The organism is Asticcacaulis biprosthecium C19 (assembly GCF_000204015.1).
Taxonomy (GTDB): Bacteria; Pseudomonadota; Alphaproteobacteria; order Caulobacterales; family Caulobacteraceae; genus Asticcacaulis; species Asticcacaulis biprosthecius.
In genome coordinates this window covers 299949-325213 of the sequence record NZ_GL883080.1, presented here as the reverse complement: position 1 = coordinate 325213, position 25265 = coordinate 299949, and the positions used below count along the sequence as shown (strand labels likewise).

At 58.7% G+C, this 25265-nt stretch carries 23 protein-coding genes; 17 read left to right on the top strand and 6 right to left on the bottom strand.

Annotated features, from left to right (window positions below):
• Positions 1-11: 11 nt before the first annotated feature.
• On the bottom strand, positions 12-344 hold the full coding sequence (locus ABI_RS23960; protein WP_006274886.1) for an accessory factor UbiK family protein: 333 nt from the start codon (positions 342-344) through the stop codon (positions 12-14).
• Between the two features lie 160 nt (positions 345-504).
• On the opposite strand from ABI_RS23960, the gene lgt reads away from it, so the two are divergent.
• The 6 genes from lgt to ABI_RS19960 all read left to right on the top strand — a co-directional run bounded on the left by lgt (position 505) and on the right by ABI_RS19960 (position 6606).
• Positions 505-1362 carry a prolipoprotein diacylglyceryl transferase gene (gene lgt / locus ABI_RS19985; RefSeq protein WP_006274885.1) on the top strand — a complete coding sequence of 286 codons (858 nt, stop codon included), beginning with the start codon at positions 505-507 and terminating at the stop codon, positions 1360-1362.
• On the top strand, positions 1352-2398 hold the full coding sequence (locus ABI_RS19980; protein WP_006274884.1) for a class I SAM-dependent methyltransferase: 1047 nt from the start codon (positions 1352-1354) through the stop codon (positions 2396-2398). Before lgt ends, ABI_RS19980 begins: the two co-directional genes overlap by 11 nt.
• Before the next feature lie 24 nt (positions 2399-2422).
• Positions 2423-3205 carry a peptidoglycan editing factor PgeF gene (gene pgeF / locus ABI_RS19975; protein ID WP_006274883.1) on the top strand — a complete coding sequence of 261 codons (783 nt, stop codon included), beginning with the start codon at positions 2423-2425 and terminating at the stop codon, positions 3203-3205.
• Between the two features lie 94 nt (positions 3206-3299).
• On the top strand, positions 3300-4235 hold the full coding sequence (locus tag ABI_RS19970; RefSeq protein ID WP_006274882.1) for a ribose-phosphate pyrophosphokinase: 936 nt from the start codon (positions 3300-3302) through the stop codon (positions 4233-4235).
• A 319-nt stretch (positions 4236-4554) separates the two neighbouring features.
• Entirely contained in the window at positions 4555-5859 is a 1305-nt protein-coding gene (locus ABI_RS19965; protein WP_006274881.1) for a hypothetical protein, read from the top strand.
• Positions 5860-6009: 150 nt separating this feature from the next.
• Positions 6010-6606: a 50S ribosomal protein L25/general stress protein Ctc gene (locus ABI_RS19960; protein WP_006274880.1), complete on the top strand. Its 597-nt coding sequence runs from the start codon at positions 6010-6012 to the stop codon at positions 6604-6606.
• Positions 6607-6693: 87 nt separating this feature from the next.
• Here the strand turns inward: ABI_RS19960 and ABI_RS19955 are convergent, their stop codons facing one another.
• On the bottom strand, positions 6694-7428 hold the full coding sequence (locus ABI_RS19955; protein WP_006274879.1) for a FadR/GntR family transcriptional regulator: 735 nt from the start codon (positions 7426-7428) through the stop codon (positions 6694-6696).
• 163 nt (positions 7429-7591) lie between these two features.
• Here ABI_RS19955 and ABI_RS19950 point away from each other — a divergent pair, with 163 nt between their 5' ends.
• From ABI_RS19950 to ABI_RS24610, 9 genes are all read left to right on the top strand, one after another.
• Complete coding sequence (locus ABI_RS19950) at positions 7592-8731, top strand: mandelate racemase/muconate lactonizing enzyme family protein (RefSeq protein ID WP_006274878.1); 1140 nt, start codon at positions 7592-7594, stop codon at positions 8729-8731.
• Complete coding sequence (locus ABI_RS19945) at positions 8685-9683, top strand: aldo/keto reductase (protein WP_245531407.1); 999 nt, start codon at positions 8685-8687, stop codon at positions 9681-9683. Before ABI_RS19950 ends, ABI_RS19945 begins: the two co-directional genes overlap by 47 nt.
• On the top strand, positions 9680-10489 hold the full coding sequence (locus ABI_RS19940) for an amidohydrolase family protein (RefSeq protein WP_006274876.1): 810 nt from the start codon (positions 9680-9682) through the stop codon (positions 10487-10489). The genes ABI_RS19945 and ABI_RS19940 overlap by 4 nt, the downstream gene beginning before the upstream one ends.
• 12 nt (positions 10490-10501) lie before the next feature.
• Complete coding sequence (locus ABI_RS19935) at positions 10502-11743, top strand: MFS transporter (RefSeq protein WP_006274875.1); 1242 nt, start codon at positions 10502-10504, stop codon at positions 11741-11743.
• Between the two features lie 699 nt (positions 11744-12442).
• Positions 12443-15148, top strand: coding sequence for a TonB-dependent receptor (locus ABI_RS19930; RefSeq protein ID WP_157139028.1), 2706 nt, complete (start codon positions 12443-12445; stop codon positions 15146-15148).
• A 562-nt stretch (positions 15149-15710) separates the two neighbouring features.
• Positions 15711-16319, top strand: coding sequence for a hypothetical protein (locus ABI_RS19925; RefSeq protein WP_157139027.1), 609 nt, complete (start codon positions 15711-15713; stop codon positions 16317-16319).
• A gap of 278 nt (positions 16320-16597) precedes the next feature.
• The gene (locus ABI_RS19920) at positions 16598-17533 is read left to right on the top strand and encodes a phosphoribosyltransferase-like protein (RefSeq protein WP_157139026.1); all 936 of its coding nucleotides are present in this window, start codon (positions 16598-16600) and stop codon (positions 17531-17533) included.
• Positions 17524-17901, top strand: coding sequence for a hypothetical protein (locus tag ABI_RS19915; protein ID WP_157139025.1), 378 nt, complete (start codon positions 17524-17526; stop codon positions 17899-17901). Before ABI_RS19920 ends, ABI_RS19915 begins: the two co-directional genes overlap by 10 nt.
• A gap of 139 nt (positions 17902-18040) precedes the next feature.
• Entirely contained in the window at positions 18041-19192 is a 1152-nt protein-coding gene (locus tag ABI_RS24610; RefSeq protein ID WP_169313753.1) for a reverse transcriptase family protein, read from the top strand.
• 705 nt (positions 19193-19897) lie between these two features.
• Here the strand turns inward: ABI_RS24610 and ABI_RS23955 are convergent.
• On the bottom strand, positions 19898-20950 hold the full coding sequence (locus ABI_RS23955; protein WP_050808369.1) for a hypothetical protein: 1053 nt from the start codon (positions 20948-20950) through the stop codon (positions 19898-19900).
• Between the two features lie 46 nt (positions 20951-20996).
• The gene (locus ABI_RS19905; RefSeq protein WP_006274869.1) at positions 20997-21905 is read right to left on the bottom strand and encodes a LysR family transcriptional regulator; all 909 of its coding nucleotides are present in this window, start codon (positions 21903-21905) and stop codon (positions 20997-20999) included.
• Positions 21906-22040: 135 nt separating this feature from the next.
• Here ABI_RS19905 and ABI_RS19900 point away from each other — a divergent pair, with 135 nt between their 5' ends.
• Together ABI_RS19900 and ABI_RS25415 are read left to right on the top strand one after the other, a co-directional pair.
• Positions 22041-22916: an MBL fold metallo-hydrolase gene (locus tag ABI_RS19900; RefSeq protein ID WP_040309767.1), complete on the top strand. Its 876-nt coding sequence runs from the start codon at positions 22041-22043 to the stop codon at positions 22914-22916.
• A 148-nt stretch (positions 22917-23064) separates the two neighbouring features.
• On the top strand, positions 23065-23205 hold the full coding sequence (locus ABI_RS25415) for a hypothetical protein (protein WP_157139024.1): 141 nt from the start codon (positions 23065-23067) through the stop codon (positions 23203-23205).
• 109 nt (positions 23206-23314) lie between these two features.
• Here the strand turns inward: ABI_RS25415 and ABI_RS19895 are convergent, their stop codons facing one another.
• Positions 23315-23935: a hypothetical protein gene (locus tag ABI_RS19895; RefSeq protein ID WP_006274866.1), complete on the bottom strand. Its 621-nt coding sequence runs from the start codon at positions 23933-23935 to the stop codon at positions 23315-23317.
• 531 nt (positions 23936-24466) lie between these two features.
• On the bottom strand, positions 24467-25249 hold the full coding sequence (locus ABI_RS19890; RefSeq protein ID WP_245531406.1) for a response regulator: 783 nt from the start codon (positions 25247-25249) through the stop codon (positions 24467-24469).
• Positions 25250-25265 lie beyond the last annotated feature (16 nt).

Here is a 25265-nt window from a genome sequence, read left to right as displayed (position 1 = left end):
ATCCTTTTGTTCTAGTCGACCGGAAGGTCGACGTCCGGCTTGACGCCCTTGCCCTTCGGCTTAGCGGAAGTGTCAGCGGTGCTAACGCTTCGCTCCTTGAGCGCATCCTGAGTTGCGCTAACGCTTCGCTCCTTGAGCGCGGCGGTGACCTGGGCTTTTAAATCAGCGATTTCCGCTTTTAACGCCTCGAGTTCGTCGCGGCGGACCAGATCCATGTCGGCGACAAAACGATCCGCCTGAGAACGAAAGGCCGTCTTGGCCTCCTCACCGGCAGCCTGGGCCAGGGACATGGCCGAGGTGGTCATTTTGGCCAGTTCGTCAAGGAACGGATTTTGGCTTTGCATGGCGAGGGGCCTCCAGAAAATGCATAGGCATTCAATATAGAGGCTTCTCCCTCGGTCGACAAAGTTTTTCCATGATTCTAAGTCCTTTGTCTCTCTTTTGTGGCGACGTGTCACAGGTTAGTGCTAAACAGCCGCGACCATTTTGGGGAGACGCAGCCTTATGACCCTGCCGGATATCGATCCCGTCATTTTCCAACTCGGGCCTGTCGCCATCCGTTGGTATGCCCTTGCCTATATTGCCGGCATCGTCCTTGGCTGGCTGTATCTGGGCCGTCTGATCCGCAATGAGAGCCTGTGGACGCCGCGGCAACCTCCGGTCAATACCGACCAACTCGATGACCTGGTTGTCTGGATGACCCTAGGCATCATCATCGGCGGCCGCATCGGCTTTATCCTCTTCTACGACATGTCCCTGATCTGGCGGGACTTCTTCCAGGTCTTTATGATTCAGAACGGTGGCATGTCCTTCCATGGCGGCTTCGTCGGTGTCGTTGCCGCCACCGTTATCTATGCCCGCGTCAAGAAGTTCGACCTGCCGCAACTTCTGAATCTCGGCGACCTGCTGGCCTGCGCCGCGCCAATCGGCCTGTTCTTCGGCCGCATCGCCAACTTTATCAATGGCGAGCTTTGGGGCCGTGAAACCACCGCGCCGTGGGGGATCATTTTCTGCAATTCCCACACCTGCTCCGGCGGCCAGGGCATTGTCCGCCATCCCAGCCAGCTTTACGAAGCGGCTACCGAGGGGCTGATCCTGTTCGCCGTGGCCTGGTACCTGGCCCATGTCCGCAAGGAGTTCAAACGTCCGGGCCTCATCACCGGCGTGTTCATTGCCGGCTACGGGATTTTCCGCATTCTGATCGAGATGGTCCGCGAGCCCGACGAGCAGATGTGGGACTTCTTCAAGAACGTCATCACCATGGGCCAGACCCTGTCCCTTTTGATGGTCATCGCCGGCGCCGCCTTCATCTGGCACGCCCTGCGCAAGGACAGCCCAAGTACCGGCAAACATGTCGCTTAGAGACCGACTTATCGAACAGATCACCCTGGAAGGCCCGATGAATGTGGCCGACTATATGGCGCGATGCCTGTTCGATCCTCAGGATGGCTACTATACCTGCCATGTGCGCATCGGCGCCGATGGCGACTTCCTCACCGCCCCCATGGTGTCGCAGATGTTCGGCGAAATGATCGGCGTCTGGGTCGCCCAGATGTGGCTCGCGCTGGGCAGCCCGCCCGCTTTTCGCCTGGTCGAAATCGGCGGTGGCGACGGCACCCTGATGTCCGATATCCTGCGTGTGGCGAAACGCGTTCCCGGCCTTTCCGACGCGGCTCAGGTCACGATGGTTGAGCCGTCACCGCGACTGCGCGCCTCCCAGGAACAGACCATCTCCCAGGCCGTCTTCGTCCCGGATGTGAACGCCCTGGCCACCGACCTGCCGGTGATTGTGATCGCCAACGAAGTCCTCGACTGCCTGCCTGCGCGACAGTTTGTCCGCACCGACAACGGGTGGGCTGAAAAATGCGTTGGCGTCATTGACGGACACCTCGCGTTCGGCCTGGTCCCGACGGAATACACGCCGCAGCTCGACGCCGAACCAGGCCAGACTATCGAAATCTCCGCGGCGCAACAGCATTTTGCCGCCCAGTTGACCAGCCTTCTGAAAGCCAGCACCGGCGCCGCGCTGCTGGTTGACTATGGCCGCGACCAGCCGGAAGCGGGCGACACCCTCCAGGCGCTGCACAATCACCGTAAAACCGACCCTCTGGCGGCGCCGGGCGACCATGACCTCACGGTGTGGGCAGACTTTCCGGCGATCGCCCAAATATGTAATACATCAGTAAAATTCAGCACAATCAAAACACAATCTGCGTTTTTGCAGGCGCTTGGCATGGCCGCCAGGTTCAACGCCCTTTGTGAGGCGCACCCGACTGAGGCTGAAAAGCTTCAGCGGCAGTACGACCGTTTGACTGCCCCTGACCAGATGGGCGACCTGTTCAAGGTGGTCGGTATGGCCTGGCCGGCTTCCCTGCCGCTTTTCGCCCTTGAAGACTAGACGGCCGGGGTTTACATCGCCGCCATGGCCGCTCCGCTTCCCCCTCGCATCCTCCATCCGCTGCTCGACCTGCCCGGCATCCAGCATGGTTTTTTCACCCGTCAGGGCGGCGTATCGACGGGCGTCTACGATTCGCTGAACATCGGTCTGGGATCGAAGGACGATCCGGCGCTGGTTCAGGAGAACCGCCGCCGCGTCGCCGCCGCGTTCGACAGGCCGGCCGATCATCTGCTCAGCCTCTACCAGATCCATTCCGCGACAGCTCTGGACGTCTCCAGTCCGTGGACCACCGACCGGCCTGAAGCCGACGGCCTGGTCACCACGACACCGGGCCTGATTCTGTCGGCCCTTTCAGCCGACTGCGCGCCACTGCTGTTCGCCGATCCCGACAACCGCGTCGTCGGATCTTGCCATGCCGGCTGGAAGGGCGCACTTTACGGCATGATCGAAGCCACCCTCGACCTGATGCAGGCCAGAGGCGCAGACCTGGGCAAGATCCGCTGCGTTATCGGCCCTTGCATCACCCAGACCTCTTATGAGGTCGGCGCCGACTATGCCGGCATCTTCGCCAGCCACGACCCGGACAGTCCACCCTATTTCGTCGCCGGCGCCACGCCTGACAAGCGCATGTTCGACCTGCCAGGATACTGCCTGATGCGGCTGGAACGCGCAGGCGTGACGCAGTGCGCCACCACCGGTCACGACACGTGCGCTGATGAGGCCCTGTTCTTCTCGAACCGGCGCAATTTCAAACAGCAACTTCCGGACTATGGCCGTTTGATCTCGGCCATCATGCTGCGCGCTTAGAGAACGCTCGAAAAATTACGGATTTGCGACGTTTGCTCTTGAACGCTGTCGAACCCCTGCTAAAAGCCGCGCAAGTTATTAACGGGACATCGCCATGAAACTGCTCGCCGCCAACTCCAACCGGACTCTGGCCCAGGCCATCGGCGACTATCTCGACATGCCGCTGACCAAGGCACGCGTGCAGCGCTTTGCCGACAAGGAAATCTTCGTCACCATCGATGAAAATGTCCGCGGCGAAGACGTTTTCGTCATCCAGTCGACCAGCTACCCCGCCAATGACAATCTGATGGAACTGCTGATCTGCATCGACGCCCTGACCCGGGCTTCGGCGCGGCGGATCACCGCCGTCATCCCCTATTTCGGCTATGCCCGCCAGGACCGTAAGACCGGCGGCCGTACCCCCATCTCGGCCAAGCTGGTCGCCAACATCATTACCCGCGCCGGCGCCCATCGTGTCCTGACCATGGACCTGCACGCCGGCCAGATCCAGGGCTTCTTCGACATTCCGACCGACAACCTGGTCGCCATCCCCTTCATGGCCAAGGATATACAGGCCAATTACCGCGACCCGCACGAACTGATGATCGTGTCGCCCGACGTTGGCGGCGTGGTTCGGGCCCGTGCCCTGGCTGACCGCCTGGGTGCTGACCTCGCCATCGTCGACAAGCGCCGTCCGCGCGCCGGCGAATCCGAAGTCATGAACATCATCGGTGACGTTTCCGGCCGCAACTGCATTCTGTTTGACGATATCGTCGACTCCGCCGGCACCTTGTGCAACGCCGCCAAGGCGCTGATGGACCGAGGCGCCGCCTCGGTTTCGGCCTATGTCTCGCACGGCGTGCTGTCAGGGGAAGCGATGAACCGTGTCGACAAATCGGTTCTGAAAGAACTGGTCATCACCGATTCCATCGAAGCCACCGACGTCATCCGCGACCATGCCAAGGTGCGCATCGTCGGCATCGCGCCGCTGATCGGTGAAGCCATCCGCCGGATTGCTAACGAAGAGTCCGTGTCGAAGCTGTTCGATTGAAAAAGTGATCGAATCGCCATCAAAACTTTTTGATCACCGGCCAATAAAGAAGCCATAAATATCGCAACCGCGGTAAGTTGTTGTCTTTTAATGCATTTACACCGAACCTTGCCACCTAAACGACGTGGTTCAGCGGTTGTCCGGCCACAATTTGGGCAAAATTTTTACCGATCACTTATGGTCAAGGCGTCTGCCTTGTGATGTAAAGACGTGTGACGGTCGGCGGCGTCATGTTTCACAACAAAATCAGCATATTCTCCGACGACGCGGTGACCTTAAATCGCGCCGTCGGCACCTCGGGTAAAAAAGGGAGTAGCGTATGAAAATGGCAGTTGCGAAGGGTTCTGGTGCGAAGGGTTCTGGCCTCAGCCTGGTTGCTCTGAGTTTTGCCCTGGTCCTGGCCGGCTGCGCGACGGACGCGCCGCCACCACCGCCACCTCCCCCGCCGCCGGCGCCCGCCGGTCCTCCCGTCGCCTTGGCGTCCAACGTCTCCGACGCCGCAGCCGTCTATGTCGACTACATTACCACGGCGCGCGGCATGAAGGCCAACTTCGCAGATGCCCGGGTGGTCCAGGCGAAGCTTCAGGATGGCGCAGCCTATCAACCGGATCAACTGGCACGCGGCGTCGTGGCCTATGCCGCCATCGTCGCCATGCAGGAGCCCAGCTTCCGTGCCTCTATGCGCGCCTACGCCTCCGATGAGACCGCCCGCGCGGAACTGGTGCGTCGGCTGACCTCTGACTACAACTACGCCGCCAGCCTGCCCTCGGCCGATATCGCCGCCCGCCGCGTCATTCTGGCGCTCAGCTCGGACGGCCAGTCGGTCTACAATTCCGGGGCCGGCGTCAAGCGCGCCGCCTATGACGTTCAGCGTCAGAAGTGGTCCAAGGAAAAGGTCGCCGACCGCGACGGCCGCCTGGCCCAGGCCAAACAGAGTTCGGTCACCCTTCGCAGCGTCCAGAGTGACGAGAGCGCTCGTCTTCTGGCCGCAGCGCTGAGCGGCACGGGTCTGACGACCCAGGCAACGACCGGCCAATCGACCGGTGGTTACGTCATCCAGGGCGACGGCGTCACCTTTACGCCGGAAACCGAAACCGCCGCGACCACCACCGATGATCAAAGCGCGGTCACGGCGCCCGCGGTCACCAAGCTGGCCAGTGCCCCCGCCGCCAGCGATGCCGCTGTGCCGGCGTCCACCTTTGCATCGACGACCAATGTCTTCGACCGTCCGGACCTGTTCAATCAGCCCTACACGAGCGCCGTCAACCGTGCCCTGACCATCGCCGCCCTGGCGATTATGGGTGAAGCCGGCGAAGGCCGCGCCGATTACCTGCACTCCCTGCTGGAAGAGGTCGAAGGCGAGCGCTGCTTCGATATGAGCAAGTTGAACCTGTATCAGTGCCTGGCCGTGTCGACGCCGCATTTCGAGGACGTCTTCTGCCTGGGTCAGCACGTGCTGATGGATACCGGACAGTGCCTGGGCAAGATGTCCAGCAACGCGCTCAGCTTTGAGCCGGTCAAGGTGGCGGCCTCCTATGCCAATGCCGAGCCCTATATCAAGCCTGCGCCGGTCAAGACGACGTCCAAGAAGAAGGCGACCGGCAAGCGCAAGAAGCGGAGATAAACTGATCACAGGAAGCTGCGGTGGCATGCATTTTCCCGGTTTTGCCGGGTTGCATACCGCCGCAGCTTCGTGTATCACCCGCGCTCTTAAAAGTTTCCCCGCCGTGCCCAGGATGGATGCGCGGCCTTTTTATGTTCGAGGAAGAGGCTGATGGCCGAGATTGTTCTGGATGTCGAAGTGCGTGAACGCACCGGTACGGGCGGCGCGCGTGCCACTCGCAATGACGGCAAGCTGCCGGGTGTTCTGTATGGTGGTGACAAGGGCCCCGTGCCGATCGCCGTTAACCTGAACGCTTTCCGCAAGTCGCTGTCGACCGGCAAGCTGAACGGTCACCTCGTCACGCTGAAGTACGGCGAAGAGACCCAGAAGGTCATCGCCAAGTCGATCGACTTCCATCCGGTCACGGATGTGCCGGTGCACTTCGACCTGTTCCGTGTCGATGAGCACGCCAAGATCCGCATCTCGGTTCCGGTGCACTTCAAGAATCACGAGCTGTCGCCCGGCCTGAAGAAGGGTGGCGCACTGAACGTGGCGTTCCACGAACTGGAAATCCAGGTTCCGGCCGACCACATTCCGGAAGACATCATCATTGATCTGACGGGCCTGGAAATCGGCCAGTCGGTTCACATCTCCGACCTGAAGCTGCCGTCGGACGTCTCGCCGGTCGCCAAGGGCCTGACGGTTGTGGCCTCGGTCACTGCTTCGGGCGCCAGCAAGAGCAGCGACGCCGAAGGCGCCGAAGCTTAAGCTTCCCGGTTATCCTGATACCGAAAACCCCGCGTCATCGACGCGGGGTTTTTTGTCGTCTGACGCCTCCCCGCGTGTGGGAAGGTATCATTTTAGACTCGTCGGACGGCGCTTTTTCCAGCTGCCCTGGATATGCTCGCGCATCGCACGCGCTGCCCCCTCGCCGTCGCGCTTCATGATCGCGTCATAGACCTGTTTGTGCGCCGCGTGGGTATCGCGGATATGCTCGACGTTCAACTTTCCCGAATAGCTTATGTTTTTCAGAGCCTTACCCTGGATCGAGTTGATGATCGCTTCGGACAGACGATCACCGGAAATCCGCATGATGATGTCATGGAACCTGACGTCTTCATGGACATAGGCCGCCGGCGTCCCCAGCAATGCATCCAGCTTTTCCAATTGCCCCGTCAACTCCGCCGCATCGTCGGCCGTCAGCCGTTCCGCCGCCTTGGCCGCCATCGAGGCTTCCAGGGCCGTGCGTATCTCGATCAGGTTGTCGAGATATACCAGTCCGTCGTCACGCTGGAACAGTGCTGCCAAAACCATCGGATCCAGCAGGCTCCAGCGCACCGAATCCTGGACGATGGTCCCCCGCCCCTGCTGCGATACCACCAGCCCCTTTTCCGTCAGCGCGGTCGTCGCCTCACGGATCACGGTGCGGCTGACCTCAAACATGTCGCAAAGCACGTTTTCCGGCGGCAGGGCCGAGCCGGCCGCATAGACCTCGGTCACAATGGCGGTCACCAGGTCTTCAACAACGGCGGCTGCCAGGCGGGGACGGCGGCGGGCGTTGCGGGCGGAAAGGGCAGCAGATCCGGTCAAGCGCAATAAATCCTTTTGAGTCCGCGAATCCCATGTGATCACAGGCTTCGCACAACCAGTATGGGACGAACGCAAAACGGGCGCAAGTACCGCTTGTCACGTCCCGACCCACATGATAGCATCATAATACATATTATCAATTTAAGTGACAAAGCGCCCGCGTATGAAGATCACTGGCTATCGCAGCCTTACCACGGTTCACAACTGGGGCCGGCCCATCGGCGACGTCAATGGCATCGTCAAGTCCGGCATCACGGACGTGCCGATTCTGCTGCTGACCACCGATTCGGGTCTGACCGGGGTCGGTCTGGGCGCGCATGGTGACATTGATCGCATCTTTCCGGCCGTCGAAGGTGAAGATCCGCGCGCCGTCACGGCCCTGTATGACCGAATGCTGGCCCATGTCTTCAAAAGCGGTCATGCCGGCGCTACCTTCGGCACCATCGGCGCGGTCGATATGGCCTTGTGGGACCTCAAGGCCAAGATGGCCGAGGAACCGCTTTGGCGGACGCTTGGTGCCTGCGACCGTTTTGTGCCGGGCTATGCCTCCGGCCTGTGCCAGGGCCTCAACGACGATGATCTGGTGACACTCTACACCCAATGGGCGGACCTCGGCTTTACCGGTGCCAAGCTCAAGGGCGGCCGGGACCTGGACCGCGATATTCGCCGGTTGATGGCGGTGCGCGATATCCTGGAACGCAACACCCCTCGCCCAGCCATGATGTTCGACGTCAACGAATCGTGGTCGCGCAAACAGGCCATTCGCCACCTCGCCGAGATCGAGCGCCATATCGACCTGACCTGGATCGAGGAGCCGGTACGGCGCTGGGACGCCGAAGGCCACGCCTTGATTTCGCGCGCCGCCAAATGCGCCGTGGCGACCGGTGAGAACCTGACCGGACTTGACCAATACCTGCCGCTGTTCGAAACCAAGGCCGTCGATATCGTCCAGGCCGGCATGGTGTGGGGGATTACCCACTTCCTGAGGGTCGCCAATGCTGCCCACGCCCATAATTTACCGGTGTCACCGGTCGGTTATAACTGCAATCCGGTCGCCCATGCTGCCGCATCCGTGCCGAACCTGCTGACGGTCGAGGTCCAGGATTTCAAGCCGCCCTTCGGTCTTAGCCTGGACCAACACCTGGCTGACGGCGGGATCGTCCTGGGTGACGCGCCGGGCCTGGGGATCGACGTCGACGAGGCCCTTATCCTGAGCGAACGCCAGTCCGGTCAATGGTCCGTGCCTGGCGGCCCGCATGTCCGCCCCACCCGCGCAGGCCTGCGCCTGGTTCCTGAAGCCTGATATGCTGACCACCCGCCTTCCGCACGATGGACCAGAGATATCCGTGCTGGCCCTGGGCGCTGCCTCTTTGGGCAGCGTCTATTCCCACGTCTCTCAGGCCCATGCCGACGCCACGGTGCAGACAGCGCTGGACCTCGGCGTATCGCTGATCGACGTCGCGCCCTATTACGGCCTGACAAGGGCTGAAACCGCCCTGGGCCACGCCCTGCAGGGTGTCGAGCGCTCGCGCTATACCTTGGCCACCAAGGTCGGCCGCTATGGCGACAAGGCGTGGGACTTTTCGCGTGACGCCACCCTGCGCAGCCTGGACGAGTCGCTACGGCGGCTGAAAACCGGCCATGTCGATATCCTGCAATGCCATGACATCGAGCATGGCGACCTCAAACAGTTGGTCGAAGAGGCACTCCCCGCCTTACGCGATCTGAAGGCGCAGGGCGTGATCCGCTATGTCGGGATTACCGGCTACGACCTGGCGGTGCTCGAAAAGATCGCCGTCGAACAGCAGATCGACACCGTCATGGCCTATTGCACCTTTACCCTGCAGGATCAGAGGCTTGGCCCAGTGGCACGACGGTTGAAGACGCATGATATCGCCGTGTTCAACGCTTCGCCCCTGGGGATGGGCTTGCTGACGCGCAAGGGTCCGCCGGACTGGCACCCAGGTCATGAGACGGTGCATAGGGCGGCGGCGGAGGCTGCGCGGATCTGCACCGAGGCCGGATCGGATATTTCGCGGTTGGCAGTGCAGTGGGCGTTGCGACAGGCGGCGGAGCACGGGATCGCGTCGACCGTGATCGGGTCTTCCAGCGCCGCCAATATGCGTGACAACGTCGCCGCCATGAGCGCGTCCGTCGATGCGGCATTGCTGGCGCATGTCGAAACCGTACTGGCGCCGGTAAGGGATAAGGGCTGGGATGTCCTGCCCGGAAACGGCGGCAAGGCGGGACAATGATCGACGCCCACGCGCACTTTTGGGACCCGGCGCGGCTGAGCTATGACTGGCTGAAATACGTGCCGGATATCGCCCATGCCCACTTGCCGGAACACTTCATACATGCCGGAAGTGTTGTTTTTGTTCAGTCGGATTGTGCGCCAGACCAGGCGCTGCAAGAAGTTGACTGGGCTGGACAGTTCGAGATAGCTGGAATTGTTGCCTACGCGCCGTTGGAACTGAGCGTGGCGGTTACGCCGCATCTGGCGCAGTTGGTTCAGCGCCCCCTCGTCAAAGGCATCCGCCGCAATACCCAGAACGAGCCCGACGGTTTCATGCTGGATGGCTATGCCGCCGGAATGATCGCCACGGCGCGGACCGGATTGACAATCGACATGTGCATCCGGGCGCAGCAGATTCCAGAACTTCTCCGCGCGCTCGACGTCCTGTTCAACGCGATGCCGGCGGCGACGGTGATTCTCGATCACCTGGGCAAGCCCGACATCGCCGGCGGCGAGTACGACGGCTGGGCATCGGATCTGAGCCGGATCGCGGAATTTCCAGGTCTGTTTTGCAAGCTTTCGGGATTGCCGACCCAAGCGGATTGGAAATCGTGGCGACCGGAGCAATTGATGCCGTATCTGGCGCACGCTATCGAGGTTTTCAGCCCGGAGCGCTGCCTGTTCGGCGGCGACTGGCCCGTGGTCGACCTCGCCGGCGGTTACGAGCCGTGGCGGCAAACGGTCGAAACCGCTGTGACCGGACTCACCGAAGCGCAACAAGAGCGGATCTGGTCGGGCACGGCCCGCGCCGTCTACAAATTATAAAAGAGGAATGCCATGACCGACATCGCTCATGTGAAAGGTAGCCAGCGCTGGACCTTGCTGATCTCGCTGCTGGTCAATAATTTCGTCCTGCTGGCGCTGTATTGCGGGGTCCTGGGCGTACTTTTGCCCAACCAGATCGCCGCCATAGATCCGGATAACAAGACCAGCAATCTGGCCCTGGTCTTCGCCGTGACCTCAATCTTCTCGACCCTGGCCACGCCGATCGCCGGCGCGCTTTCTGACCGGACGCGGTCGCGCTGGGGCCGGCGGTCACCGTGGATCGCCATCGGCGCCCTGGTCGGTGCGGCCGCGTTGTTCGGTGTATCGTTCATGACCTCGCTGGTGTCGATCACAGTTGTCTGGGTAATGGCCGCCATCGCGCTCAATTCGATGCAGCCGGCCCTGACCACCGTCGTCGCGGACCGCTTTCCTGAGCAGGCGCGTGGGGTGGCTTCCGGCTTTGTCGGCGCCGGCATGACGGCCGGTATCGCCGCCGGCACCTGGGTGGCGGGGCAGTTGGCCGGTGAGATGGTTATGGCGTACGGGCTGTTTGCCGCCGCCACTGCCGCCTGCTGTGTCGTGTTTGTGGTGGTGAACCGTGAGGCGCCGTCGACAGGTATGGTCGTTGAAAAATTCGATTTGGGCAGTTTCCTCGCTGGGTTCGCGCGGCCGTTCAAGTCGCTCGACTTCACCTGGGCGTTTGCCGGGCGGTTCACCATCTATCTCGGCTATCAGGGGATCGCGACCTATCTGCTCTATATCCTGCAGGATTACATCAAGCTGTCGACCGGCGACGCCAACAAGATTATCGGCAATATCGCCGTGATCAACTTCGTGTTTGTTGTCATAGCGTCCCTGGTGGGCGGGTTGGCCAGCGACTGGCTGGGACGGCGCAAGCCGTTCGTGTTTTTTGCCAGCCTGGTGATGGCCGCCGCCATGGCCGTGCCGTTGTTCCTGCCGACGATTGAGGGGATGTATGTCTATGCCGCGCTGATCGGCATCGGGTATGGCGCCTTTATGAGCATCGACATGGCCCTGATGACCCAGGTCTTGCCCAAGACGGTTCAGGGTGATGCCGGCAAGGACCTCGGGGTCTTGACCACCGCCATCAATATTCCGCAAATCATCAGCCCGATCATGGCCGCCGTGTTGTTGAACATCTATGACACCGACTATCGCGTGTTGTTCATCGCAGCCATTGTCTTTGTGTTTGCCGGGTCGTTCTTTGTGTTGCCGATCAAGTCGGTGAAGTAAGAAAGAGTACCCCTCCGCCGGCTTCGCCGGCCATCGGCTCCGCCAAACCCCATAAATGGAGAGGAGGACTAATACCATCAGCCTTGAATCATGACTCTAAGCAAGGGCCCCGCCCGGCGCTTCGCGCCACCCTCCCCATAAATCGGGTGGGCAAAGCAAGCTCAAGGTTTGGGGCTGTTGGTATAATATTTCAGCCGCAGAGTTTAGATGACTCTGCGGCTTTTTCGTGCGCGGCGCTATATTAACTCAGACAATTTATATTGAATAACATCATTTTTCATCATAGAATGATGTGTTTTTGCATATTCAGATCACGATTGTGTTGAATCGATCACAGCGGATGGCACCTGATATCCTTATAACCTAAACCTCTTGCTGATACCGGAACGCGTTCATCCACCCCTCACCGTCAATCTTTTTAGGTCCGTTGACATGAGGTGATCCAAGAGGCTTAATCGCCGGTAAGGCAAGAGCCGGACAACTGGCCGAACAAGAATAAGAACGGTTACAGGGACTTACAGACTTACACTGCTCATCGAACCGTCTTTCATGGTCAGACTCTGCGATCCGGCATACAGGATGCGATAAGAAGCAGTATATTGTCAGACATATGATGATAATTTGACACACATATGACCATGCCGTAAAAACGGGTCATCAGCGCTCAAAATAGGGCGTACGACATAAGTAAGGAAACTCATGCCCCGGAAACTGCTTCTACTGGCCGCCACAGCCATGACCGTCGCCACGCTTGCGCCCCAGATGGCCGCCGCGCAGGACACCACCGCCAGCGCCCCGGCTGAAGACACCGTCGTCGAGGTTCGCGGTATCCGCCGCGGCATCAAGCAATCGCTGGATATCAAGCGCCAGTCGATCGGTGTCGTCGATTCGATCGCCTCCGAAGATCTGGGCAAGTTGCCCGACCAGAATGTCGCCGAGTCGCTGCAACGCATCCCCGGCGTCACCATCGAACGTAACCGCGGCGAAGGCCGTTACGTCTCGGTCCGCGGCTTCGGCCCCAAGTTCAACGCCGTCACCGTCAACGGCCGCACCCTGGCCACCGACAATAACGGCCGTGAGTTCTCCTTCGACGTCATCCCGTCGGAAGTCATTTCCGGCGCCGACGTCTACAAGTCGCCCCAGGCCAATGTGAACGGCGCTTCGATCGGCGCCACCATCGACGTGCGCACTCTGCGCCCGCTGGATCAGCCCAAGGCCTTTTCCGCCGCCGCCTCGATCGGCAGCACCTATGCGGAACTGGCCGATAGCTGGAACCCGGAAGCCGCCGGCGTGGTGAGCTGGCGCAATGCCGACCGCAACTTCGGTATCGCGGTCGCCGCCACCTTCTCTGACCAGGAGGTCCGCGACGACGAATTCACCATTGGCGCCGGCCACGTCAAGCGCTCGTCGACCGACAGCTACTACAATGCCGGCGGCGTTGCCGGCGCCCGCCTGGGTCCGAACGTCGCCCCTTTCACCGGCGTTTCGATGCCGTCCAACCTTTCGCCCTTCTTCTTCGTGCGGCAAAAGTCGATGGCGGGCCTGAACGGTGCGCTGCAATGGAAGCCGACCGAACGCCTGACGATCGGTGTCGACGCCCTGTATGCCAAGGCCGAGATCACCGAAGACCAGACCGGCCTGGCCTATGACTTCTCCGGCGGCACCCTGGTCGAACAGGTCGTGCAAGGTAAGGAAGCGGTCTATCAGCGCTACCAGGGCGGTTTCGTCGACCAGATTCTGCAGCACGACACCCGCAACGTCACCACCACGCTTTTGGGCGTCAATGCCAATTTCCGCGCCACCGACACCCTGACCCTGTCGTTCGACCTGTCGAGCTCCAAGGCCGAGCGTCGCGGCAAGGAAAACAACCACTTCACCACCATCCGCCGCAAGAACATGGATCTGTGGTTCGACCGCCGCAACGGTTCGCCGATCTATGATTACGGCTTTACCTCGCCGAACTATTCGAACGCGTCGACCAACCCGGCCGGGATTACCGCCCACTACTATATCTGGGGCGGCGGTTCGGACATCGACGACAAGATCGACGAAGCCAAGTTCGACGCCAAGTGGGCGCCCGAAGGCGACGTCACTTTGTTTGCCGGTATAGCGTCGCAAAAGCGCGTCAAGACCATCACCGCCTTCTCGACCCCCGGTGGCGAACAATGCGCCTATTGCGGTTCCGACCGTGTGTTGCCGCAGTCGCTGTTCTTCAACACCGACATGAACTTCTTCGCCAGCCACGACGGCAACATCATCCGCGACTGGGTCGGCTATGATCCGCTGGCGGTGATCAAGCAGGTCGACACCTTTGCCACTCAGGATGGCAAGGCTTTCGATCCGGGCCGGTTCGATGCGGCCGGTTCGTCGGTCGTCGATGAAAAGGTGATGCTGGGCTATATCATGAGCGATATCCGCGCCGACCTGGGCGGCATGCCGCTGTCGGTCAATGCTGGTATCCGGGTCGAGGACACCAAATATACCTCGTCCGGCGCCTCGCGCACCGTACTGTCGGCGGTGCCGAACGGCGCGGGCCAGAACATCATCACCCTGTCGCCGATCATCCCGGTCAGCTTCGAAGGCAAGTACACCGACATCCTGCCGTCGCTGAACGCCAAGCTGGGCGTGACGGATGACCTGATCCTGCGCTTTGCCGCGTCAAGGGTCATCACCCGTCCGACCCTGTCCGACCTGTCGCCGCGCCAGACCATCCAGACCAACCCCGGCAATGAGACCATCCGCCGCGGCAATCCGGACCTGCAGCCCTTCCGCGCCGCGCAGATCGAAGGCGGAGTGGAGTGGTACTTCGACCGCCTGTCGCTGCTGTCGTTCGCCGCCTTTTACAAGAATATCGACAGCTTCGTCACCTTGACGACGACGCCGCAAAAGGTCGACCAGGTAACCTTCCAGGTGACCGTGCCGACCAACGGCAAGGGCGCAACGGTAAAGGGCTTCGAACTGGGTTATCGTCAGGTCTTCGGCAATCTGCCGGCGCCGTTCGACGGCCTTGGCGTGCAAACCTCGTTCACCTATGCCGAGTCGAACGCCAACTACACCAATGCGGTGGCCAATGTGTCGTACGGCCTGGAGGGCCTGTCGAAGTACAGCTACAGCGTGATCGGCTTCTATGAAAAGGGTCCGGTCCAGGCCCGCCTCGCCTATACTTGGCGCGACAAGTTCCTGGCGGTGGCTTCGGGCCGCAACGGCGAGCCGGAATATTTCGACGCCTATGGCCAGTTGGACGCCGGTGTTTCGTATGACGTGAGCGAGAACTTCACGGTCTATCTGGACGGGTTGAACCTGACGGATACGAACGAGTTCATCTACTCGGTCACCCCGGACCGTACCAAGGAATACCGCACCACCGGCAAGCGTATCTCGGCCGGCGTGCGCTACCGGTTCTAAGACCCTGCCTGCTGTATTCTAACCTACCGAGCCTGCATTTACCCGTTTGGAGGCTCGGGCGACAGAGGCCCCTTGGCCCGCAGTTCCCTCACCCGGAACTGCGGGTTCTTTTTTGTCCGTACGGCGCTGAGTGACGAGACCCGGCGCCTACAATGGAATCAAACGACGGAACACACGGACAGAAACGGAAAGAAACGGAATTCCGGAAAACCTGTCTCCCGCCGCGCAGCGGCCTTATTCCTAAGTGGGTCCACAGATTACACAGATTACACAGATTAGATATCGAGCTCATTCTTACTTAATCTGTGTAATCTGTGTAATCTGTGGACCCACTTTACAATTGATGCCGCCGCGCAGCGGGTTTCAGATCATCCTGAATTCCGTTTCTTTCCCCTTCTGTCCGTGTGTTCCGCCGTTCGATTCCACCGTAGGCACCCGACATTGTCGACTCGGCGCCCTCCCCATGCCGCATGAACCGGCGCCAAACAACTGCGTGACGCGGATCACGGTGCGTCCTATAGTCTGAGGAATGGCAGACCTGCCAACAGCAAGGGGAAATGGGATGCGGACAACAGGATTGTTGGCAATTATATTTTTAATGAGCGGTTGCGCGACGGCCCCAGCGAGCGATCCGTTGGCTGCAGCCAAGGGATTTCAGGGCGTCTTCTTGCATGACGCCTGCATAGGCGAGAACGCCGCCCAGCCCGATACCTGTCTTCATGCGCGCCACCACGAAACGTCGTTCGTGTTCGGCGGCAAGGCCGGGACCACCTATGATGTGAGGTTGCGCGTGCGCGGCCTGTTTGAACCTACCACGATGGAAGGCGGCGCGGCGCCCGATCCAGCGCATCCCTATTTCTATAAGGGCGGGCAGACTCGCACGCCGGATTATTCGCAGTGGCGTATCGATGTGTCATCGCCTCAGCAGACCTACACGCTGAACAACTATCCGTCGGTATCGCACACCATTTACCAGGAAGATTTCGAGGCGCGTATCCAGGTTGCGGCGGGCGCGACCGTCACGATCCAGGTCATCGACGGCAATGACCGGCAGATCGACAATGGCGCCCAAGGCCGTCCCGACCGGCAACAGATGATCGAAGGCGTGACGGAAATGCCGCTCGCCGGCCAGATGCTCAGGCTTGATGTGGTGCGGGTGGAGCCGAGGTAGTTTAGTGCGCGCGCCCCGGCGAAAGCCGGAGAGGCGGTGCAGACAGTGTGCAAAAACTTTCTGTAAATGACTCTGCCCCCTTTCGGCCAACGACTCCAAAACGACTCCAACGACTCTGCCCCCGATTTGGATGCCGGTGCTAAGACTTCGGAATCTGCCTTTAAAAAAAAGTGTGGAACCGCTAACTAGTCTATTAGCTGCAAGTGGGGCAAAATTGTCTATATCAATTCCCCCTCTCAAGTGCAAATAATTCACATATATGACGTGGGAATAGTACAGTGTCCGGGGAAACAACCGATCAAAACCCTTTGTCAGTCGAAGCTCAATTTGTGCCAGATGAAGAGATCGTCTCTACGCAGACGCCGTTGCCGCGAAGCTCAATCAAGCTTGAGAGGGAAACTTTCAAGACGTTGTTCAATTTAACTGATAAGCAACCTTGGTTGAAAGAAAACCAGCAAGCTTTGGCCGAATTGATTGATGAATGCGCAGATCATGAGCAGCAGATTTTGATTTGTGAATTATTATATAGATTTACATTTCTTGATGCAAATGATTTCAGCGCATCCATACAGAGCATATCTGATTTTATACAGAATGATCTTAATCTTAACGGTGAAAACTGTTACATAGCTGCCGCAGACGACACAAAATATTCCGATAGTTCTCAACTGGTAGCTTATAGTTTAAAAGCAGCAAAATGGAACGCACACGATTGGAACACCACCGCGTTCGTTTCGGGGTTAAAGAACTTGCCCGCATTACCTTTCAGAGAGAATATAGTTTTGGTGGACGAATTCGTCGGAACTGGGGAAACTGCTGAAAAGCAAATCCACTGGATTAAGAAGCAACTCGCCGCCGTCGGAGCAAGTTCAAAAATCTATTTTGCTTCGGTCGCAGCTATGGAAGTGGGAATTGCGCGACTAAGCCCCTCGGTTGACGGAATATTCTCGGCGCACATTTTGCGCAAAGGAATAACTGATTTCTATCCAGTCGATGAAGCGATTGCGAACATCGGCACCATGAAGACGATAGAAAAAACGCTTGGAGAAATGGGTCGTCGAGGGAAACTGAAAAAGCACACCCTTGGATACAAGAAATCTGAAGCTCTATACTCACGCTCCAATGGAAATACACCAAATAACGTATTTCCAATATTTTGGTGGGAGACCAGAAGGGACAGCGCTATGCGAAAAACGATACTCAGATGCATATGAATAAGTACACATCAAGTGATCGAGAAATTATTCGCTTTCTCTTTGAGAAAGACGGATGGTCTGACCTTTACGATCTTCACGTAGCCTTTCTATTGAGCCCCGCGCAGGTCTTAGACCTTTTGGAACGCATGGTTGCCATGAACTTTGCCGAAGTGAAAGAAATCCGGGCCCGCCTTACACTTACCGGCAGGGAGTGGGTACTTGCCGCACGGAAAGGTATATTTTTTGGAACTGAAAAGAGTGGATGGAAGCCAAGCTTGGAAGAACTCACTCATAAAGCTTTAGATCCATCCGCCCCGTACCTTCCCAAACTCCGATTGGTCGATCGTACATTTTTTCAAAAGCTACCTCTGGACAACCCCGAATAGAGCGTTAAACAATCGATGAAGGGTGGCGATAGCACTTTGAGGCGATCTCGCCTCGTTGGCTAAGGCCAAGTTTATGCACAGGTCAGGACACGTCCTGACCTACGCCCCGGTGGGGCGTAGTATGCCATAAAGGCATGTTGTGAACGATGTTGATGAGAAGGTATCGCCACCCCCAATGAGCATTGATCTTGAACAGTGGGCAGCATTCTTTTTAGATAAAGCGAAAGGCAATCAGCAGCTAATTAGCGGATACCTTCACTTTTTGAAACACTGCAAACAAAAAGATATCCCCCCAATATTTGAAGATAATCATCTTTCCCAGCTTCTTGGCATCAACATTAGAGATTTAGCATTCTATCTGTCTGGAGCACAAGGCAGATATAGATCGTTTCACATTCCAAAACGTAAAGGAGGAGTCAGGTTAATAAATACACCCACACCATTGCTGCTTCATATTCAGCAGTGGATTCTGAGTAAAATATTGTACAAACTTCCCGTCAGCGAATTTGCACATGGCGGTGTACCGGGACGCTCAATTTTTAGCAACGCCAAGGCACACCTCGGCGCTAGATGTGTGTTGCGAATCGATCTGAAAGGATTTTTTGATACAGTTCCGTTAGCGCTCGGAATAAGCATTTTCCGGGCTGCAGGCTATTCGCCAAATGTTAGCCGGTCCCTCGCGCTACTTTGTTTCGAAAATGGCTGCCTACCTCAAGGTGCTGCTACTAGCTCTACGCTGGCAAATTTAGCGGCCAATTCATTGGACAAACGGTTATCAGCGTTGGCTAAAAAATATGGCCTTTCGTATACCCGATATGTAGATGATTTGACTTTCTCTGGGCGTTCAATCGGACCGCGCTTTGCAATTGCCGTCAAGAGCATAGTAGAGCAATGCCGTTTTGTCGTGAACCCTCGCAAAACCCAACTAATGCGCGGTTCCTCACCAAAATTCGTTACTGGCTTGGCCGTAGGTGGGCAGACGCTACGAGTACCGAGGGCTTTCAGACGTAACGTAAAAAACCAAGCGTTCCAGTTAGTGAAGCGAGGCGTTGCCGGCCATCTACTGGCGACTGGAGACAATGATCCACTGATTTTAGAAAGGGTGGCAGGAAAGCTCGCTTTCTGGCTCCAGGCTGAGCCCGAATCCAAGACAGCGCGACAGCTATGCGCGGCGCTTGCGGAATACAGAAAGACCGTTGATACGGACGTATCCCTGCCACAACCAAGGAGAATAGTACCTATCAATTACCCAGACGAACTTTTCTCCGACATCGATTTATTCACGACCTAATCGACAAATATGCATGTTAGAAAAGAGGTCAGGGTTTCCGCTAGGCCTCAGCCGCCGATGGACACTACTCGCTCCCTGCCGTTTCAGTCGAGTATGTTCTGGCCGGGCGTAAGGCCGCCGGCAGCAAGGAGGCAAACTCCTTGACCCGAGCCTCGTTAAACGTCGCGCCTAAACGAGGAAAAGGCCGTTTTCTTGACAAATCTGGCAATTGTCCACAGAGTGTGGCGTCACAGTTCGCGGGGCGCGCTGTCGGCTCAATCCCCCCAACCCAATCACAAGGACGATCCAATGCGTTCGTTTCCCGCAGGCTTTGGCGCATCTGTATTCCCGATGCTTCCCGGCTCTTCATATCGTATCATGACCCTTTCCGACTTCTTCATGAACCCGCCGCTAACCGATAAGCAGGTCCTAGAGTGCGTAGGACGCGGTGATACGCTTCAATGCGTCCAGGTGCTGGTTGTGCCTGGCTGGCGCCATCATTAAGTTGGCCACGTTGTGTGGATGGAATACATGGATGGAATTCAGGGACAGGAGCACTATTCCCTACAAGTCTGGAACGCGTACTCGGTGCGCCGACGCTCGCCGCGCGCCGAGACGAAAGCCGAGAGGCGCAGGCGTGGGTCAGCCCGTGCTTCTGTAATGCCGCGTCAAAAACGGTTGGCGAATATTCCTCCTGTGCCCGTATTCGCATTCGTTCCGTAGACATCACTTCATCTCATAGAGTCGGACATTGTCGACTTTCAGCTTCGTCAATTCGGCCAGGACGGCTGTCCTGGCGATAGCGACATCGGGGACGATGCAAAAGATTTCCATGCTTCCGGAACCGGTTGATCCTCCATCTACATGACCGAGACCCAGCCAGCCAAGGCGATTGTCGAAGTGGTCTTCAAGTTTGTGGCGGGTATCGATATCGCCTTTGGTGCCAAAGCCGTCGATCGGCAGCTCGATAACCAGTTGTCGGTGGCGCGAGCGCGGCAGGGAGGAAAATCCAACCTGGCGCGCACGACGCTTTATGGCCGCCATGACTTTCTCCCCGGCCGCCAAGCCATCGTAGAGGTGGCGCAAGCTATCTCCTTCATGGCCGCACACGCCCCAATGTTCGGTGATCTCACTGTCATTGGCCCAGGCCTCATGATAATGCAACGCGTCGCCGTCTCGACGATACAGCTTGAAGGGGCGCGGGCCTTCGGGCTCCCGCTTGGGCAAGCTCGCCGCGACGGCAGCGGCGTTTTCCGGCGGCACCAGGACCGCGTCGGTGGAAAGCCCGAAACAGATGGGCGAATCGACGTCGAAGGCAATGGCCGGCCTGGGGCTATCCGCTGCGTAAATCAGCTTCATCGGTTTCAGGGGCTTCAGAACGTCGGGGGGCGATCCAAGGACCGTCTCTTCCAAACGGTCGATCAACCCCAGAAGGGCTATCCGCTCGGCATCGGACAAGCGCGTCTTTGGCACCCGGCCAATGGCGTCTTTCAGCGCTGCCGCATAGCTCTGGATCCGCGCGAGCCAGTCCGGAACGATCCAACGTTCGTAGTCGGCAAAGGCTTCGACATAGTAGGTGTCCGTCGGTTTGTGATAGCTGCCACGTCCCGGGCGCATTATGCCTGCCAACGGATTGTTGAGACGAATGGAGACGACAAGACGCCCAATAAGGCTCAGGCGGCCTGGCGCGTCGGGCAATGCTTCGCCAAAGGCCCGTTCGACCTGCCTGAGCGCATCCGACGTGTCGGGAAAGTAGATGAAATTGCTTATTTCCAACATGACACCCCCCTTGCGAAAATGTTCCGAACTCAAAACATGCCGCACCTTACCGGCAATAGCATCGTTTGGCAGGGGTGGACAGAAGGTCGACAAAGGCTCGCGCGTGGGCGGGCCGGTATCTTGCCGCCGGAAAGACGACAAATATCCCGCCGATCGGCAGGCTCCAGTCGGGCAGGACATGAATGAGTTCCCCGGACCCGATCAGAGGGGCTGCAATATAGTCGGGAAGGACGGACAGGCCGGCGCCTGCCTGGACAGCCGCCAGAACACCCAATGTCGCATCGATCGACACAGCCGCCCGAAGTCTGACGGCTATAGGGTCGTCTTCGCCGTGCGAAAAGTTCCAGTGCAGAGGATGACGTAAAGCGCTGTTGGCGACAAATGGCAGGGTCTCCAGCGCTCGCGGCGAGTCAAGATGAGAGACAGCGGGCGCCATCTGAGGACTCGCCACGAGGATCTGGCGGAACGAGTCGATACGGCGGGCTTGGAGAGTGGAATCGGATAACCAGCCGACACGAATGGCCATATCGATATTGCTGGAGACCAGGTCGATCCTTTCGTCACTTAAGGACAGGTCGACTTCGCAGGCAGGATATAGGGCTGTGAACGCTGCAATCTTCGGCACGATAACGGAAATACCATAGTCGAACGTCGCCGTTATCCGCAGGAGGCCCGACGGTTTCACGGCGCGTTCCGCCAGGGCGTCAAAGGCGTCTTCGGCTTCGCGAAGGATGGTGATGCAGCGGGCATAGAATGCCAGCCCGGCCTCCGTTGCATGGACGTTGCGCGTGGTCCGGATGAGCAGGGTCGTGCCGATCTCTTCTTCCAGACGCGCCACCTGCTGGCTCACAACGGCCTTGGTTGTGCTCAGCCTTTGGGCCGCGGCGGTGAAGGACCTGGTTTCGACGACGGCGGTGAAATAGGCCAGCCGATTGAGATTTATATGCTTGGCCACCTCGGCCTCCCGCCGCCCATTGTATAGAAAATACATACAGTATGTAAAGATTGATCTAACTTATGCAACGTTGTCGTTCTGGTAGTCTGTCGCCGCCTCATAGGAGTTCCTCACATGCTGACCAGGAGACAGACGATGAAAAACTTACTTGCTGCCGGCCCTGTTGCGGTTTTGGCCTCCGCCGATCCGTCTTTCGCAAGTACCTCCCTGAGCTGGAAAGCCTTTCCGGCGGGTGAAAATGGATTCTTCCGCGCACCGGTTCTGATTTCAGGCGGCGATGAGGCCATCCTTGTCGATGGAGGCTTTACCTTGCCCGACGGCCGGGCGCTGGCCGGGGAGATTTCGGCGTCCGGGAAAAAGCTGACGACCATCTATGTCAGCCAAAGCGACCCGGACTATTATTTCAGCCTGGGGCCGATACACGCGGCCTTCCCCGACGCACGGGTTATTGCCGCCGGCGACACGGTTGCGGCCATCCAGGCCAGTGTCGGTAAGAAGCTGGAGACCTGGGGGCCGCAATTGAAAGACAACGGGCCGCAAACCCTGGCTGATATCGTGATGCCCCAGATCTCGGATGCCTCTCATCTGACGATAGAGGGCAAGGCTATCGAGATCGTGGCGGTCGAGGGCCTGGCTAACCGTCGCTATCTCTGGGTGCCATCGCTGGAAGCTATTTTCGGCGGGGTGCTGGTTTTCAGTGGTGTCCATGTCTGGACGGCCGACACGGCAACGCCTGCGGCCCGGGCGGCCTGGCGTGGGGCGCTGGAGACGATGGCGGCCCGTCATCCGAAGGTGGTTGTGCCCGGCCATATGATGCCCGGTTCGCCCCTGGACGCGTCTGCCATCGCCTATACGCACGGCTATCTCCTGGCATTCGAGGCGGAACTGGCAAAGGCCACGAACAGCGCTGCACTGATCGAAGCCATGAAGAAACTTTATCCCGAAGCGGGTATGGGCGTCGCGCTCGAGATCGGGGCCAAGGTGGCAATGGGCGAGATGAAATGGGGCTGATTATGCCGGCGATGGCGCCCTCCCTCCTCGTTGTTATCTAACCCTACCCTGCGTTTGGCCCTGCGGAGGCTCTGGCGCTGACCCGTAGCTCCCTCACCCGGAACTGCGGGTTCTCATTTGTGCGGGTGTGCGACGGGCGGGACCACCTATGGTGTCAGGTTGCGTGTGCGCGGCCGTCACCATCCAGGTGATCGACGGCAATGACCGGCAGATCGACAATGGCGCCCAAGGCCGCCCCGACCGGCAACAGGTTATCGAAGGCGTAACGGATACGCCATTGGCGGGCTAAATGCTCAGGCTTGATGTGGTGCGGGTGGAAGCAAGGTAACATGGTCTGTAATCGATTCTGACCGCTTAAATCGCCGACCCCAAAAATTCGCTTCTTCCCGCCTGAGGGGCTAGGTTTGCCTGCAGTAATACTTATCCGCAAGCTCCTGGGCCGTTTCGGCGTTTTGCCTAACCGACTCGATGCCGCGGGAATCGTCTGCAGACGTCCGTTGGATAAGGGCATAGGCATTTTGCCACAGCGTGATGGCCTGCCTGCCGAGGACGCAGGATGTCGGCTTGTCGCCGGATTCGTAGGCCGCCAGGGCCTGGTCGCTGCGGCGTGCGGCCTCCGCCACCCGGTCGGCCAGATTGTCGGCGTTGTCGCTGTAGTCTGTCCCGGAAGACGATGAGGCCGGCGGTGTAAAGTCGGCCTGGCCGCACGTCATCTCGGCCAGCGCGGTGGCCTGTTTCATCACGTCCTGAAGGTGTTTGATGAATTCATACTTGGTTGACTCGCCGAAGTCTGAATCGAACACCAGGTCGCCAATGGTACCTTCCGCGATTTTCGCCGCGCTGCGGCTTCCGCGGCAGGCGTCTTCATTCCGCCCTTCCCTGGCAGCTTCCAGCGCTTCGTTGTACAAGGCAACCGCTTGGCTGGCGTCGACATTGGGGTCCGACGCAAATGCGGTCTGTGCCCCGCCGAGCTGTGTAAGTAGGCATAGGGCCAGCGCTATGGCGGTTCTTTTCTTCATTTTCGTCCCTTTCCGGGCGCGGGCGGGCCGCATGGCGGCAGGCTTGCTACGGTCCAGACTGGCACGGCACGCGGCTTCTGCGCCAATTACAAACGCTGTTATGCGAAATTGTGGATAGGATAGCGGAAACAAGCCGTCGTAGCGTATAAGGTACCCCTCCACCGCTTCACGGTCCCCCTCCCAACTTCGTAGGGAGGAGAAGAAGGGATGATCTTAGTTCCACCTAAAGTCATAACGATCTAGACGGCGCTATATTTAGCGCTTTGCCCACGCACCGCGTCGTTTCGCCCCCCTCAACACGAGCTATCGCCCGCTCACGCAAATCCATGGATAAGGGTCGACCCATCGCTGCCAACGTTGGAGGACATTGAATCAAAATGCCGCTGATTTGGGAATCCCAATTCTGCTAAATCCCATAGCGCGCTAGCTGGCATATTCCGGGTTTTCCGAGGGGGTGCGCCTGGGCGCGATCTGCTTGGACGGCACGCGCGGCGTGTGACCTGGTACAATCGCTTTTGACGTTGGGCCAGCCTAGTCCAAATATTCGGCAATCACTTCGGGGTTAAGGACGAGCCCCGTAAGTTCCAGGAGCGCTTCCGCCGCGAACGGTTTGTATATCTGGCCATCAGATCCGAGTTCGCGCGCAGCGTTTAGAGCCTCCGCGTCGCTGACATAGGCACCGGCGCCGGCTGACATCCCTATGATCTTGACGTGCGGCCATACCTTTTTGATGTAGCGCATACCTTTTAAGCCCCCCATGCCGGGCATGAAAACATCGCACAGGGCCAGGTCAATATGAGCGATGTCGGGGTTTTTGAAGGCTTCCTCCATGCTGCTTGCCAGGGACGTGCGATAGCCAGCGCCTTCGAAAATGGCTTTCGTCAAGCTGCGCACGGTCATGCTGTCATCGACAATCAGTATGTGCTTTCGCCGACCTGAGAGGGTGTCGTCCCCCTTGGCCTGCTGAAGGATTTCCCTGACCTTTGCCTCGCCGAAGGGCTTGCGCAGGACGTAGTCCGCTCTGGCCTTACGTGCATTGTCAAGGGTTACGTCGATGCTTTCCAAAGACGAGCCCGCGGTCATCACCGCCACGACTGCTTTCGGTGCCATCCGCCGAAACTGTGGCAGTAGGCCGAGTGTATTTTGAACCCCACAGAAGACGTCGATGAACAAGGCTTCGACGCTGACGGTTTTAAGGATTTCAAACGCTTCGGCCGCAGAGTGGCAATGCAGGGCTGACCAGCCGACAGCGCCCAGCATGCGGGTGATGATATTGGCCTGGGTTTGGCTATCCTCGAGCACGAGCGCGGTCATTTGCGGCATTGAATGC